The 14963-nt window shown below is 62.9% G+C and carries 11 protein-coding genes; 8 read left to right on the top strand and 3 right to left on the bottom strand.

Annotation, left to right across the window (positions count from 1 at the left end):
* Positions 1-60: 60 nt before the first annotated feature.
* On the top strand, positions 61-801 hold the full coding sequence (locus NIM87_RS06720) for an ATP-binding cassette domain-containing protein (protein ID WP_254673862.1): 741 nt from the start codon (positions 61-63) through the stop codon (positions 799-801).
* A 20-nt stretch (positions 802-821) separates the two neighbouring features.
* Positions 822-1826 (top strand): ABC transporter permease, encoded by a 1005-nt coding sequence (locus NIM87_RS06715; RefSeq protein ID WP_254673861.1) that lies wholly within the window; start codon positions 822-824, stop codon positions 1824-1826.
* A gap of 33 nt (positions 1827-1859) precedes the next feature.
* On the opposite strand, the gene NIM87_RS06710 is transcribed toward NIM87_RS06715, so the two are convergent.
* Positions 1860-2885 (bottom strand): LacI family DNA-binding transcriptional regulator, encoded by a 1026-nt coding sequence (locus NIM87_RS06710; protein WP_254673860.1) that lies wholly within the window; start codon positions 2883-2885, stop codon positions 1860-1862.
* Between the two features lie 691 nt (positions 2886-3576).
* Between NIM87_RS06710 and NIM87_RS06705 the strand changes: the two genes are divergently transcribed.
* The 4 genes from NIM87_RS06705 to NIM87_RS06690 all read left to right on the top strand — a co-directional run bounded on the left by NIM87_RS06705 (position 3577) and on the right by NIM87_RS06690 (position 9837).
* A complete protein-coding gene (locus tag NIM87_RS06705) occupies positions 3577-4758 on the top strand; it encodes a serine hydrolase domain-containing protein (protein WP_254673859.1) in 1182 nt (393 codons plus the stop codon).
* A 126-nt stretch (positions 4759-4884) separates the two neighbouring features.
* A complete protein-coding gene (locus NIM87_RS06700; RefSeq protein WP_254673858.1) occupies positions 4885-5541 on the top strand; it encodes a carbonic anhydrase in 657 nt (218 codons plus the stop codon).
* Between the two features lie 66 nt (positions 5542-5607).
* Positions 5608-6840 carry a hypothetical protein gene (locus NIM87_RS06695; protein WP_254673857.1) on the top strand — a complete coding sequence of 411 codons (1233 nt, stop codon included), beginning with the start codon at positions 5608-5610 and terminating at the stop codon, positions 6838-6840.
* Positions 6841-6897: 57 nt separating this feature from the next.
* Positions 6898-9837, top strand: a complete 2940-nt coding sequence (locus tag NIM87_RS06690) for a hypothetical protein (RefSeq protein WP_254673856.1) — start codon at positions 6898-6900, stop codon at positions 9835-9837.
* Between the two features lie 157 nt (positions 9838-9994).
* On the opposite strand, the gene NIM87_RS06685 is transcribed toward NIM87_RS06690, so the two are convergent.
* Both NIM87_RS06685 and NIM87_RS06680 read right to left on the bottom strand, forming a co-directional pair.
* Complete coding sequence (locus NIM87_RS06685; RefSeq protein WP_254673855.1) at positions 9995-11422, bottom strand: aminobutyraldehyde dehydrogenase; 1428 nt, start codon at positions 11420-11422, stop codon at positions 9995-9997.
* Entirely contained in the window at positions 11419-12210 is a 792-nt protein-coding gene (locus tag NIM87_RS06680; RefSeq protein ID WP_254673854.1) for a gamma-glutamyl-gamma-aminobutyrate hydrolase family protein, read from the bottom strand. Before NIM87_RS06680 ends, NIM87_RS06685 begins: the two co-directional genes overlap by 4 nt.
* Before the next feature lie 80 nt (positions 12211-12290).
* Here NIM87_RS06680 and NIM87_RS06675 point away from each other — a divergent pair, with 80 nt between their 5' ends.
* On the top strand, positions 12291-13652 hold the full coding sequence (locus NIM87_RS06675) for a glutamine synthetase family protein (RefSeq protein WP_254673853.1): 1362 nt from the start codon (positions 12291-12293) through the stop codon (positions 13650-13652).
* Positions 13652-14953 carry an NAD(P)/FAD-dependent oxidoreductase gene (locus tag NIM87_RS06670; RefSeq protein WP_254673852.1) on the top strand — a complete coding sequence of 434 codons (1302 nt, stop codon included), beginning with the start codon at positions 13652-13654 and terminating at the stop codon, positions 14951-14953. Before NIM87_RS06675 ends, NIM87_RS06670 begins: the two co-directional genes overlap by 1 nt.
* The last annotated feature ends 10 nt before the right edge of the window (positions 14954-14963 follow it).

The raw sequence follows: 14963 nt of genomic DNA, 5'->3' as shown, positions 1-14963 counted from the left end.
AGCCAAATTATCAGGGAAGCTTGCTGCTGGAGTGTCGGCAAGTTGGGGAGGGGGAGGCGCATGAGCGCACTACGATTAGCAAATATTACTAAGAGTTTCGGAGCAATTCATGCGCTCACGGACGTCTCATTGGCCATCGAGCCGGGGGAGGTCGTGGGACTGATGGGCGACAATGGCGCGGGCAAGTCCACGCTGGTGAAGGTGATTGCAGGCAATTTTGCGCCCACCAGCGGCGAACTGTTCCTGAGCGAGCGGAGGGTGGAGTTTCACAAGCCCCTGGACGCACAGCGTGCCGGTATCGAGGTGGTCTACCAGGACCTGGCCATTTGCAACAATCTGTCCGCCGCGTCCAATGTCTTCCTGGGCCGCGAGCTGACCCGACAGATCGGCCCGTTCCAGATCATCGACTATGCCGGCATGCGCAATCGCGCCGCCGAATTGTTCGCCCGGCTCAAGTCCGAAACGCGCCCCCGGGACCTGGTCAAGCGCATGTCGGGCGGGCAACGGCAGGCGGTCGCCATAGCCCGGACCCTGCTTTCGGACGCCAGCATCGTCCTGATGGACGAGCCGACAGCCGCCATTTCGGTGCGACAGGTGGCCGAAGTCCTCAACCTGATCCGGCACCTGCGCGACCATGGCATCGCCGTGGTGCTGATCAGCCACCGCATGCCGGATGTCTTCGAGGTTGCCGACAAGATTGCCGTGCTGCGACGCGGGCGCCTGGTCGCCAGCAAGAAAGCCGCCGATTCGTCTGCCGAGGAGGTCACCGGCCTCATCACCGGCGCGATCGAGATGGCCTGAGCCCCATGAGGAAGACCACAATGTCCCAGACCAACTCAATCACGGACGTCATCGACCAGTCCGAGCACCGCGGCGCCCTTTCGCGCCTGGCCAGCCACCAGACCTTCTGGGTTTTCATGGCCGCCCTGCTGGCCTGCCTGGCCCTTTCCATGCTGACCGATACCTTCGCCTCGGAGCGAAACCTGTTCAATGTGTCCCGCAATTTTGCCTTTGTCGGCATCATCGCGCTGGGCATGACCGCCGTGATCGCCTCGGGCGGCATCGATCTTTCGGTCGGCTCGACCGTGGTGCTGTCGGCCATGACGGTAGCCGTGCTGATGTCGTCGGGCATGCCGATCTGGGTCGGCATACCGGCCGCACTGCTGGTCTCGGTCGGCGTCGGCCTCGTCAATGGCGCCTTGATTGCCTATGCGGGCATGCCCCCATTCGTTGTCACGCTGGGCATGCTGTCGGTCGCCCGCTCGCTGGCCATGGTGCTGTCCAACAACAAGATGATCTACGAGTTCGGGCCAGACCACGCTGTCCTGCTCGGGCTTGGCGGCGGGTCCACATTCGGGCTGCCCAATCCGCTGATCGTTCTGGCGGCATTGGCCGTCCTGACCGGGTTCCTGTTCAAATGGACGCGCTGGGGGCAGCATATCTTTGCCATGGGCGGCAATGAACAGGCGGCCAAACTGACTGGTATCGCCGTCAGGCAGCTCAAGGTGTCGGTCTATGTCTTTTCCGCGGTGACTGCGGGCCTGACGGGGATTCTCGAAGTCGGCTGGCTGGGTGGCGTGACCACCAATCTTGGCCAGGCGATGGAATTGTCGGTCATTGCCGCAGCCGTCATTGGCGGGGCCAATCTGGCCGGCGGGGTCGGCACCGCCTTTGGGGCCGTGGTGGGCGCCCTGCTGATCGAAGTGATCCGCAACAGCCTGATCCTTCTGGGCATCAGCACCTTCTGGCAGGGCGCCTTTGTCGGCTCATTCATCGTGATCGCCGTTGCGTTCGACCGGTTCCGAAACGCTCGTTCGTCAGACTGATGGCCGCAACAATAGCGCGGCGCGACGGTCGTGCTACTGCGCCGCCACCTGCCCGGCGTCCATGCTCGCCGGGCGGGTCGAGCCCCGCACGATCAATTCGCATTCCACCTTGATGCGGGTCGTGCGAGCTTCCAGCCCGGAGGCGCTGTCGAGCAGCAGTTCGGCGGCGGTCTGCCCCATTTCATACTGAGGCAGCACCAGGGTGGTCAGGGGCGGATGCAGGAACCGGGCAATTTCCCGGTCATCAAAGCCGATCACCGCGACATCCTCAGGTATTCTGCGTCCCAATTGCTTCAGCGCCTCCATGCAACCCATTGCCATCAGGTCGTTGGCGCAGAATATCGCATCGGGCGGCTCCGGCAGTGCCATGAGCTCCATGGTCATTTCGAACCCTGACGAGGGCTCCCAATTGCCTGGTTTGACCAGCGCTGCGTCGAACGCCAGATCATGCGTAGTCAGCGCCTGCTTGTATCCTTTCAGCCGGTCTCGCGGATTGTCGAGGCCCTGCTGTCCGTTGATCAGGCCGATGCGTCGGCGTCCCAAACCGATCAGATGCTCGGTCGCCACGCGGGCGCCCAGCAAGTCGGCCGGCAGTACCGCCGGAAGGTTCCCCGCCTCGTCATAGCAATTGACCAGAACCGTGCGGTGCGCTGCAAAGGCCGGCGGCAGCCCTACCCGCCGGGTCAGGATGGTTCCGTATATGATCCCCAGGATCGATTGTTCCCGCAGATTGGCAAGGATGCCGGTTTCAAATTCGGCATCGCCATGGCTGACGGCCATGACCGCGTTCACGCCGAACTCCAGGGCCTTGTCCCGCGCCCCTTCGAAGGCAAGCGTCATCCATGGGTCCGTCGAGACTTCATCGGCAATAAACAGGATTGTCGATTTGCCCGGCGTGGCGGTTCTTTGGCCGCGGCGTACGAATTTGTAGCCAAGCCTCTCGGCGGCCTCGGTCACGCGCCGGCGCGTCGCGTCTGACAGCCGCGCCATCTTGCTGCCGTTCAGCACCAGCGAAACCGTTGCCTGGGACACGCCCGCCGCGGCAGCGACGTCCATCATCGTGGGTCGCGTCCCTGCAGCCTGTTGTTTTGACTTTACCATCGACCTGCCTGTACCGCCCCTATCGCATGGGCGGGCATCTAGAGGGACAGCTATAGCAACCGAATCAAGGCGCTGCCCAGTTGTCTCATCAGCATCGCTGGCTGAAGGCCGACTACCTGCGCAGGGTCTGCCGACCTGCCAAATCGCCCTCGGCTGTGACGCTTTGGGACCGAAAGCAGACCAACATCCTCTGACCTCTGCATCGGATATCAGATATTCAGACCGATGAAGCAACACTCTTCATATAGCACAGAGTGGACACAGAGCGCCGGACCACCGCGAGAAACCGCCGATCCTGTTGACAGGCCAGCAATGCCGGCCGAGAACGCCAATCCAGCCGATGCAAAGGCGGCCTATTGTTCGGGACAAAATTCCAAATTGTTCATGATTGTTGATGATAGTGGCCAGCAAATGCCATCGGCGGCTTGGCAAGACTGGTGCATTGCACTCTATGATTGATGGCGCAGCTTTTACAGATATCGGAAGCCGCTCCGCCATATCTTCTCTAGCGTCCCTTCAAAATTGGGCGTGATTCACTCCAGGGAACAGGATTCCCGCGTTGGCCGGCTCCGCGGCGCAAGCAAGAACAAACCTCTGACTGTAAAAAAGACCTGGTGCGAATGTGAATATGGCGAACGTAAGAGCTGACATGAACGGTTTCGCCTCGGCCCTGCGGGTGCTGACGGGCATCCTGGCAACCGGGTTGTTGCTTGCTTCGCCGTCTGCCCAGGACATGGACCTGGACAGCTACCTCGATGCGGTTCGGACCGAATATGGCCTGCCTGCGCTGGCCGCTGCGGTGGTGAAGGATGGCAGCGTGGTTGCAGCTGCGGCCACCGGGACACGCGTCCACGACGGCGATATTCCTGTCACTATCGATGACCGCTTCCATATTGGTTCAAACACCAAAGCCATGACCGCAACCCTGGCCGGAATGATGGTCGAGGCGGGCAAGCTCCGTTGGGATTCGCGGGTCGGCGAGGTGCTTGGCGATGATGTCAGTGACATGAGCCAGAGCCTGGCCAACGCCACGCTTGAACAGCTTCTGTCACACGCAAGCGGCATTCCCAGCGACACCGCGGACATGCTCGATCTCTATTTCAGCGATAGTGTTTTCGACCACAATCTGGTCGAGCAGCGCCGGCGCGCGCTTGACGCCTGGAAGCACAACGACCTGGTCGTGCCGGCGGGTTCGCCCTTCCAATACTCCAATTTCGGCTACATCATCGCCGGTATGATGCTCGAAAAGGTCAGCGGCACCCCCTGGGAAACGCTGATGTATGAGCGCATCTTCGCGCCCCTGGGCATGGACAGCGCGGGCCTTGGTCCGCAGGCTACCTATGGGCTGATCGATGCCGCGGTTGGGCACCGCGTCGCGCCGGATGGGTCGATTACCCCGATGCTGTGGGGGCCCGCGGCGGACATTCCGCCGGTCATGGCGCCAGCCGGCAATGCGCATATGTCCATTCTCGATTACGCCAAATGGGCCAGCTGGAATGCTGGTCAGGCTGAGCGCGGTCCGCATCTGATTGCGCCCGAAACGCTCGCCTACATCCAGGCGGAACACGTCCAGACGCCGGTACGCGAAAATCCGCCGCCGGGAACCCCCGGCACGGGCGGATATGGCCTGGGCTGGGGCATTGTCGCGTTTGAGTGGGCCGACAAACCGCTCCTCACCCACAACGGTTCCAATTCGATGAACCTGGCCAGGATCCTGGTCGACACCGACCGTGACCTCGCCATCGTCGTGACGACAAACTTTCCCGGTGGCGGCGCCAATGCAGCGGCAGGCGCCGTCATTGAACATCTCTACGCGGCCTACGCCGACTAGCGACAGAATCGCAAAATCTGCATCGCGACAGAATTTGAATATTTGGACAACATCACAGGGGGAACTTCTATGTGCGACGATTGCAATACAGGAACCATTAGCCGCCGTGGATTGATCGCTGGGGGATTGGCGCTGTCTCTGACCGCCCCGCTAGCCACCCAGGCGAGTGCCGAAGAGGCCGCCGCCGCTGCTGCGCCTGTTTCGCCGGAAGAGGCGCTGCAGCGCCTGATCGAGGGCAATGCGCGCTATGTCGCCAATGCCGCGATCAACACCGACCATTCCCTGACGCGCGTCAGCAGGACGCAGGGACAGCAGCCCTTTGCCGCCATTGTCAGCTGCTCGGATTCCCGGGTGGCGCCGGAACTGATTTTCGATGAAGGCCCGGGCGAATTGTTCGTCGTCCGCGTGGCCGGCAACTTCATCAGCGAAGAGGGACTGGCCACGCTCGAATACGGCGTGGCCGTGCTGGGCATCAAGTCGATCGTGATCCTCGGGCACACATCTTGCGGTGCCGTGGACGCCACGATCAAGTCGATTGCCGACAATGAACTGCCCCCCGGCCACCTTCCGAGCCTGGTCAATGCCATTCGCCCCGCGGTCTATGATGTGATGGGTGACAAGCCGGCTGACCTATTGGCGGCGGCCACAGCGCAAAATGCCAGGCGCAACGCCGAGCGGGCGCAGACCGAAGGCCCCATTCTTTCGGAAGCCTTTGCGTCCGGTCGCCTGAACACGGCAGCCGCCATCTATGACATTGCCACCGGCAAGGTGGATTTCATCTAGCCTGCTGCGGGACCTCGTGCTCGAGGGCACGGCCGCAAACTGGATGACCACAGGGGGGAGCCGATAATGCGCCTGACCAGGATCGTGTCCATGCTCGCCCTTGTGAGCCTGATAGCCGGCGCGGCCGGCGCCCAGGAGGGGTCCGGCGGGGCGGGTTCGGCCGCACCATGGGCTGTCCCCGACGACCCGGCAGTCGCCCTGCGCGAGCCGGATCGCTTTGCCTGGCAATTGTTCCGCGCCCTGACCTGGCCGGCGGATCTGGACACGCGCATGGCGGACCCGGAAGCAGCCTATGGGGCGGAAGTGCCGGTCGTCTTCCAGACCTGGATATTGGCCAGTGCGGCCTATCCTGATAACGGCGGCATGCCAGCGCCCTGGGAAGAGTTCAACCCCGAGACCGTGGTCGAGCTTGACGGGACCGACGGCCCGCTCCAGCTCAGCCTGTTGCGCGAAATCCCGCCAATTCCGCCCGGTACGGAAGGGCATCAGGCCGACGAAGTGCGGATGAACAGGCCGGCATTCGACTATATTCGGGAGAACGGGCTTTATTCGACCCAGGGCCAACAGCGCTTCTATTATGGGCAGCGCGAAGTGTCGTTTCCGCCCGAGGCCATCGAGATCAAGGCGGTGTGGCGCCCCATTACTCCCGAACAAGCTGATCGCTATCACTGGTCCCGGTTCCGGGATGCCGAGAGCGGCGAAACGCTGCTGTATGGCCTGACGGCGCTGCACATCATGTCCAAGATATTGCCACGATGGCACTGGTCGACATTCGAGCATGTCGACAATCCTTTCCGGGATGGCATTCACGACGAGGGCTGGCTCAATCGCTCGCGCGACAGCCTTGCCTGTCCGCCTGAACGGCTTGACTGCAACCTCGCCCCGGAAGGCCTGGGGCTCGAGGGCACGCATTGGGAAAACTATCGATTGAGGGGCTCTCAAATCGAGTTCACGGACGACATGGGCAACCCCGTGATCCTGGCCAATTCCGAGTTGGAGACCGGTTTTCAAACCACTGCATCGTGCATGAGCTGCCATGTCCGGGCGACTATCGGGCCCAATGTCAACGCGCCAGCCTCGTTCGAGTTTGGTCCCGGCCACCAGGACCACCCGCTGGCCCCACCGCGCGCCAGCCGGATGTCTGTGTTCAATGTGGCCCCGGACGGGCGCATTACCAGCTATTTCGGCACCCCCGATCCCGATCAGTTCAGGATCAAGGGCATGGAGGGCCCTTATGCGGCGACCTATACGCTGCTCGATTACGCGTGGTCGCTGGCCCGCGCCAAACCTCAACCATGAGAGCGTAGGATCGCCGCCCGTTTGGCGGGGGCTCTGGTGAGGGAGGGGACGGGGACAATGAACCTGATCAGAACTGTCGCCATGGCTTTGGCACTGTCAGGCCTGTCGACAGGCGGCGCCCTGGCAGGAAGCTGCACAGCGGAGCGCACCCAGGCGCTGGTGCCGGTCGACAAGGACTTGTGCCAGACACTCGAAGTCGACATTCGGAACCCGGGCGGCTTCCCCCTCGATGTTTACGAGAACAAGCTCGATAGTTTCCTGGGCAATTACTGCCATCGCAACGCCGACACGGGCTGGGTGCGGGACAAATCCATCCGCGATACCGGCCCCTTTACTGCAGTGCTCGGCGACGGCAGCTGGCAGGGCAGCTATCACGGCACCCATGCCCCGGTTGTCATCTGGTATTCGCCCGAAATGGCCGAATGGCTGGTGGCCAATCGGGGCGCGGATGCCCCCGCGTCCGATGCCATCCCGCCAGTGCCCAAGGGTGGCGTGATGGTCAAGGAGATGTTTCCTGCGCCGGCCGGCGATTGCGCCAAGGTCGACCCGCTGCACCTGTTCCCCACCAGCGGTGCTGCGATCATGGTACGCGACCCTGCGGCATCCTTTGATGGCTGGTTCTGGGGTTGGTATGGCTTTGCGCCCGACAGCTGGGTTCCCGACTGGCCAGCCGGCCCGGGCAATAGCATCCCCAATATGGGCTTTGCCCAATACTGCATGAACTGCCATGCCTCGGCAGAAAACAACCTGACATTTGCCACGCCGACAAACATGGAAGGGCAGCCAGGCCGCCCTCAGGTCTTCCTGAGCCAGAATTTTTTCGCCTCGCAACCCGCCAGCGTGCACCACGAGGATGTGCGTGCGCCCGACGGCAGCTTGCAGCTCTCCAAACCGCACGACACGGTCGACATGGCCGTCATTGCGGATCTGCGAGCCTATGCCCAGACGCTGCCGCCGGTTGGGGGTGTGGCGACGATGCCCTCGCAAACCTACGACAACACCTGGGTAGGCGCTGGTGGCCCCACGGCCGCCGACACCTTCCTGACCTCAAGCCAGTGCCTTGGCTGTCACGACGCGGGGAGCACGGGCCTGCAGTTCGACATGACCCAGCCCAATCCGCATGGCGACGACCTGGCCAATCTTTCCCCCTATGCAACCTGGCGCACCTCGCCGATGGGTCTTGCCGGACGGGACCCGTTCTTCTTTGCCCAATTGGCCAGCGAGGTGCAGACCTTTCACAAGGACGACGGGGACCTGGTACAAACGGTCTGCCTGGGCTGTCATGGCATTGCCGGAGAACGACAATTCAATATCGACACCGTCGCCAAGGGCGATGCCTGCGCGCCTTTTACCCGATCGGTTCTGGACACCCTGCCCTGGGTGAAAAGCGGCGATGGGCCGGATGTCGCAAAATATGCCATGTTGGCGCGCGACGGGATTACCTGCACCGCTTGCCATCGCATGGCGCTGGGTGATCGGGCCACCGAGGCGCAAGCCGCTGCGCCGGAAAACGCCTGCGTAAGCGAACGCCAGGACTTGCTCAATCCAGACAGTCGCGGCTTCGCGCGCACATTTACCGGCAGTTTCCTGGTCGGACCACCCGATAGCCTGATCGGGCCCTTTGAGGCCCCGCAAGCCGAACCCATGCAACATGCCATGGGGATAGATCCTGAGCATCACGAGACGATTTCGAGTTCGGAAGTCTGTGGCAGCTGCCACACGGTTCATTTGCCGGTGCTGCACGACGGCAAGACCCTCGGGCATGTCTATGAGCAGACCACCTATCCAGAATGGGCCTTCAGCGCCTATCGCACCGGCACGACGCCGGATGGAGCCCTGCCGATGGGTCCGGGTGCCAATCCGACTTCGTGTCAGGAGTGCCACATGCCAAGTCGCGACGCCAATGGCGTGCCCTATCGCTCTAAAATGGCCAGCATCGAGGAATACTCGAACTTTCCAATGGCCGAGCATACCCTGCCCCCGGCGGAGATCGACTTGCCGGTGCGCGATGGCTTTGCACTGCACACCCTTGTCGGCCTCAACGTCTTTCTGATCGAGATGGCCCAGCAGTTTCCCGAAATTCTGGGCATCCCCATCAAGGACCCCATGCTGGGCGCCAAGGGTACCGACCCGTTGCTGCGAACCGAACAGGCCATGATCGACCAGGCCGCCCTAAACACGGCCGATCTCGCCATCTCCGATGTCGGGATCGAGGGCGACAAGCTGACCGCAACGGTGACGGTCACCAACAAGACCGGTCACAAGTTCCCATCGGGCGTAGGCTTCCGCCGGGCCTTCCTCGAATTCTCCGTGCTCGATGCCGGCGGCAAAGTGCTCTGGCAGTCGGGCGGAACGAATGCGGCCGGCGCCTTGATCGACGCCAATGGCAAGCCGCTCGATGGCGAATATTGGTGGCAGGACGACTGCTCGGCCCGCATTGCGCCTCAGGCGCGCCTGCACCAGCCGCACTTTGCCACGATCACCAGTCCGTCGCAGGCTCAAATCTATCAGGAATTGGTGTCCGCCCCGTCCGGGGACACATCAGTTTGCGGGCCCGGTGCACCCCCGACCGGCGCATTGACCACCAGCTTCCTGTCGATCTGCGCACCCGTAAAGGACAACCGCATTCTCCCCGACGGCTTCCTGCCCTTGGCAGAGCGCCAGGCTATCGCCGAAGCGCTCGGGGCCGGCGCCGAGCTGGCAGAAGAGGCTGGTCCCCATGTGGTTCATGACGATCCGGCCTATCAGCAGGGGGGCTTTGACAGCCTCAACTACGAGATCGACCGCGCCACCTTCAATGGCGAACCCGCCGGCGTCCAGGCGCGGCTTTACTACCAGGCCACTCCGCCATTCTATCTCCAGGATCGCCTCTGCACGGCCAGCGGCCCAGACGCCGATCGCCTCTACGACATGGTCGGACGCCTCAACCTCGAAGACACCCCCGCCGCCGGCTGGAAATTGCAGATCACCAGGACCGCTGCAATGCAGGTGCCCTGACCTGTCGGCCTCTAAGCCGCCTAGATAGCGCCCTGGATGTATGTCGCCTGCAGATAGAACTCCTTGGGCCCCTGAATGTGCCGGCGGATGATTTCAGCGAGTTCGTCCGAGGCGCCGCGGGCCAGAAGCGGGCGATCGAAGGTCGATCAGACGGCGCTTACCCCAGCATCAGATGGCGGATCTGGGTGTAGTCGAGCAGCGATTGCATGGAGAGATCGGACCCATAGCCCGAATTCTTCATGCCGCCATGGGGCATTTCGGTGGCCATGACGCCGTGGGTATTGATCCAGGTGACGCCATATTCGAGCGCATTGGCGATTTCCATCGCCACTTCGGTCTTTTGCGACCAGACCGACGAGCCCAGCCCATATTCGGAGGCATTGGCCCAGTCCAGCGCCTGCTGGTTGTCGTCAAAGGGGGTGATGCTGAGCACCGGCCCGAACACTTCCTTCTGGACGATTTCGGCCTCGATAGGGGCCGCCACCAGCGTGGGCGAGAAGAAATAGCCCTCCGTTTCGGCCTTGGCGCCTTGCATTACGTCATAGCCCTCTGCCCGCGCCCGCTCGACAAAACCATCGACGCGCTCGTGCTGGCGGGCGCTGATCACCGGGCCGAATTCCACATCGTCCCGTTCGGGACGGCCATAGACCAGCGCGCCGATCATGGCTTCGAGCCGGTCGGTCAGCGGCTGGACCACATCGCGGTGGGCCAGGATGCGGCAGGCGGCAGTGCAGTCCTGCCCGGCATTGTAGAAGCTGGCTTCGCGCAGAGTTTCGACGAGTTTATCGAGATCGGCGTCGGCACAGACGATCACCGGCGCCTTGCCGCCCAGTTCGAGATGGGTACGCTTGATCATCGGCCCGGCGGCGGCCTGCAGCACCGCACGGCCGGTGCGCACGTCGCCGGTCAGCGAAATCATCCGCACCAGGTCATGGGTGATCAGCGCCTGCCCCACATCGGGGCCATTGCCGCAGACCACATTGACGACGCCGGGCGGCAATATCTCGGCAAAGATTTCGCTCAGCGCCAGAAGGCTCAGCGGCGTCATTTCCGAGGGCTTGATCACCACCGCATTGCCCGCAGCAATCGCGGGGGCGATCTTCCAGGCCGCCATCAACAGCGGATAGTTCCATGGCGCGATCTGGGCGATCACGCCGATGGGGTCGCGACGGACCAGGCTCGTGCGTCCCGCACCACGATAATTGCCCGCCGCCGGGGCGGGCATATTGCGCACGGCGGTGCCAAAAAAGCGAAATACATCGGCGACATTGGCCAGTTCGCCGGCCTTGACGAAGCGCAACGGCTTGCCGGCATTGCGGGACTCGACCTCGGCCAGGGTATCGGCGCGCGCCTCAATGGCTGCGGCAATGGCAAATAGTGCAGCGCTGCGGTCACGCGGGGGGCGCCTTGACCAGACCTTATAGGCGGCATGGGCCGCCCGGACAGCCTCGTCGACCTGCGCCGGGCTGGCAGAGGCAATATCGGCCAGCGGCTTGCCCAGCGCCGGCTCGAAGGCGGTTTCGACCGGGCCCTGGCCCGCGACGAACTGGCCATTGATGAACAATCGGGTTGCAAATGGGGTCATTGGGTCAGCTCCGCGCCCGGGGCCGGCAAATAGCGCATGCGCGCCGCCTCCCCCAGATAATGCCAGAAGGCCAGATCGTGCGGCCGGTTCTCGGGCAGCCATTCGGGGTGCCATTGCACGGCAAAGACCGGCGCCGGCGTATGGGTCGCCGCGACAGCCTCGATGACGCCATCGGGGCCGGTGGCATTGACCACCAGTCCCTCGGCCAGGCGGTCGATGGCCTGGAAGTGAACGCTGTTGACCACCAGCGTCGTGGCCTCGACAAAACGGTGCAACATACCATTGGCGCTGATTTTGATGGGATGGGAATAGCCGAACATCTCGTCCAGCGCGGCCTCGGCGGGCGCATGGTGCTTGGCGGCCAGGCCGGTCTCGCGCAGGTCGCGTAGCGTACCGCCCAGCGCCACATTGATTTCCTGGAGGCCCCGGCAAATGCCGAATACCGGCTTGGCAGCGGTAATCGCCGCCTGGATCAGCGCCTGGCTGAAATCGTCGCGACCATCATCGATGGGGGCCTGTCCCTGGCTCGAAGACCCATAATGGCGTGGCGCAATGTTGGAATTACTGCCGGTCAGCACTAGCGCATCGAGGCGCCCCACGATTTCGGCAGCATTGGCCATGGCCTGGTTGGAGGGCACGATCAGCGGCACGGCCTCGGCAAATCGTTCGACGGCCTCGAGATAGCGGTGCTTGACCGCCTGGGCCGGTTCGCCCTCGACCGTGCGCCCACAGGCGATAACCCCGATCACAGGCCGATGCTGGAGCCTTTGCGTGTCTGAATTTGGCATTGTTGCCGCACCCGCTTCCCGTTCTGCACCAGCACCTGCTAGGCTGAAGTCATGTCATACAAAAAAGGCGACGGACAGGCATGAGTTCCGAAACGATCGCAAACGAAGACATTGTCTCCTGGCTGGCAGACAATCCTCAGGTGGAAGTTCTGCACACCGCGGTGTGCGACCTCAACGGAATTTTGCGCGGCAAGCGCATTCCCATCGACCAGGCGCGCCGCGTGGCCGAAAACGGCATTCGCATGCCGCTTTCGATTGTCGGCGTGGATGTGTGGGGCGAGGATATCGTGGGCAACCCCATGGTCTTTTCCAGTGGTGATACCGATGGCATCTGCAGCCCCACGGGGCGCGGCGCGCTGCCCATCAACTGGACCACGCGCCCCAGCGCCATGATTCCGCTCTGGCTGTTCGAGGATGCGCGCACGCCGTTCCTGGGCGATCCGCGCCAGGCGCTGGCCCATGTGCTCCGGCGCTATGCCGAACATGGTCTCAAACCCGTTGTCGCCACCGAGCTCGAATTCTACCTCGTCGATCCCAACCCCGATTCGGCGCAGCCGCCGATTTCGCCCTATACCGGCAAGCGGCTCGATTCGGACGCCATTCTTTCGCTCGACGAGCTGGAGGATTTTGGCGAGTTCTTCCGCGACGTTTATCTCCAATGCGAGCAGCAGAATGTGCCCGCCGATACCGCGGTGGCGGAAAACGGCATCGGCCAGTTCGAAATCAACCTGCTCCATACCGATGGACTCAAGGCCGCCGATGACGCGGTGCTGTTCAAGCGCATCGTCAAGGGCGTGGCGCGCAAGCACAATCTGGTCGCCACCTTCATGGCCAAGCCCTATGGCGCCCGCTCGGGCAATGGCTTTCACGTGCATTTCAGCCTCAACGACGTGTCCGGCGTCAATGTCTTTGACGATGGCACCGAAAGCGGTTCGGAAGTCATGCACCACGCTGTAGGCGGCCTGCTCGCCGGCATGGCTGAAACCACGCTGCTCTTTGCGCCCCATTTCAACTCCTACCGGCGCCTCCGGCCCGACACGCATGCGCCCAGCGCCGTGTCCTGGGGCTATGAAAACCGCACCACGGCGGTTCGCATTCCGGGCGGCAATCCCAAGGCGCGCCGCATCGAGCACCGCGTTTCGGGCGCCGACGCCAATCCCTATCTGGTGCTGGCCGGCATTCTCGGCGCCGCGCTTGTGGGCATCGAAGACCAGATCAAGCCGCCAAAGCCGTTCAAGGGACGCGCCTATTCCGAGCGCTTGCCCAAGCTGCCGGCCGACTGGGCCTCGGCGGTCAATGCCTTTGAGGACGGTGGCATGGTGCCGCGCATTTTCGACAATGCGCTGCAATCCATGTTCGTGGCCTGCAAGCGCCAGGAGATTGCCGGCTTTGCCTCGCAGGTGACCGATCTCGAATTTTCCGCCTATCTGGAGGCGGTGTGATGTCCGAAACGCCGCAGGCAAATTCGCCCTATCCTCCCAGCTATTACGCGGCATCACGCAATATCGTCCGCCAGCCGGTGACGCTGGCCGGGCAAGTTGAGGCCGAAATCTGCGTGGTCGGGGCCGGCTATTCGGGCCTCTCGGCGGCCATTAGTCTGGCTGAACACGGCTTTTCGGTCGTTGTTGTGGAAGCGGCAGAAGTGGGCTGGGGCGCTTCGGGCCGCAATGGCGGACAGGTGGTCAATGGGCTCAATGCCAGCCTTGGCACCATCCAGCGCCGCTATGGCGACGCGACCGCCAATTTCGTCGGCGGCCTGCTCCAGGAAGGCGCGGGGATCATCTATGATCGGATCGCGCGCTACGGCATCGATTGCGACTTGAGGCGCGGCAATATCTATGCGGCCTATACCCCCAAGCATATGGACGAGCTTAGGGCCAAGCAGGCGCTGTGGCGCACCCATGGCATGGACGACCATGAATTGCTGGACCAGCACCAGATCCGCCAGCATATCGGCTCGGACGTTTATTGCGGCGGCATGATCGACCGGTCGGGCGGACATATGCACCCGCTCAATCTGGCCCTGGGGGAGGCAGCCGCGCTCGAAAGCCTCGGCGGCCGGATTTTTGAGCATTCGCCCGTCACCAGGGTCGAGCAGGATGCCACTGGCGCGACGGTTCACACCGCCAGTGGCCGGATCAAGGCCAAGACGGCGCTGGTCTGCGGCAATGCCTATCTGGGCAATGTGGTGCCCGAGCTGACGGCCCGCGTGATGCCGGTTTCCACCCAGATGATGGCCACCGAGCCGCTGGGCGAGGAGCGTGCCAGAGCGCTATTGCCCACCGGCATGTGCGTTGAGGATGTGCGCTATATTCTGGATTATTTCCGCTTGTCGGCCGATCACCGGCTGATCTTTGGCGGCGGTGTCGTTTATGGCGGCACCGACCCGGCCGATGTCGAGGCCAAGCTCCGGCCCAACATGGACAAGGTGTTCCCCCAGCTCAAGGATGTGCGGGTCGACTATGCCTGGAGCGGCAATTTCGCCCTGTCCTTCTCGCGGGTCCCGCAACTGGGCCGGCTGGGCAAGAACGTCTACTTCGCCCATGGCTATTCAGGTCACGGCATTACCGGATCGCACCTGTTCGGGCGCATCCTCGGCGAAGCCGTGCGTGGCGACATGACCCGCTTCGACACTTTCGCCAGCCTGCCCTGGATCCCCTTCCCCGGCGGCCGCATGTTCCGCGCGCAATATTCGACGCTCGGTTCGTGGTGGTACGCACTGAAAGACCGGCTGGGGATGTAGGGGCCCAATT

Source organism: Devosia ureilytica (assembly GCF_024273195.1).
GTDB classification, from domain to species: Bacteria; Pseudomonadota; Alphaproteobacteria; order Rhizobiales; family Devosiaceae; genus Devosia; species Devosia ureilytica.
Note: the sequence above shows the minus strand (reverse complement) of the source record. Positions and strands in the feature narration are given on the sequence as shown.

Coding starts and splice junctions, on each gene's coding strand:
- NIM87_RS06720 (WP_254673862.1), top strand. CDS start 61: ATGAGCGCACTACGATTAGCAAATATTACTAAGAGTTTCGGAGCAATT.
- NIM87_RS06715 (WP_254673861.1), top strand. CDS start 822: ATGTCCCAGACCAACTCAATCACGGACGTCATCGACCAGTCCGAGCAC.
- NIM87_RS06710 (WP_254673860.1), bottom strand. CDS start 2,885: ATGATGGACGTCGCTGCCGCGGCGGGCGTGTCCCAGGCAACGGTTTCG.
- NIM87_RS06705 (WP_254673859.1), top strand. CDS start 3,577: ATGAACGGTTTCGCCTCGGCCCTGCGGGTGCTGACGGGCATCCTGGCA.
- NIM87_RS06695 (WP_254673857.1), top strand. CDS start 5,608: ATGCGCCTGACCAGGATCGTGTCCATGCTCGCCCTTGTGAGCCTGATA.
- NIM87_RS06690 (WP_254673856.1), top strand. CDS start 6,898: ATGAACCTGATCAGAACTGTCGCCATGGCTTTGGCACTGTCAGGCCTG.
- NIM87_RS06685 (WP_254673855.1), bottom strand. CDS start 11,422: ATGACCCCATTTGCAACCCGATTGTTCATCAATGGCCAGTTCGTCGCG.
- NIM87_RS06680 (WP_254673854.1), bottom strand. CDS start 12,210: ATGCCAAATTCAGACACGCAAAGGCTCCAGCATCGGCCTGTGATCGGG.
- NIM87_RS06675 (WP_254673853.1), top strand. CDS start 12,291: ATGAGTTCCGAAACGATCGCAAACGAAGACATTGTCTCCTGGCTGGCA.
- NIM87_RS06670 (WP_254673852.1), top strand. CDS start 13,652: ATGTCCGAAACGCCGCAGGCAAATTCGCCCTATCCTCCCAGCTATTAC.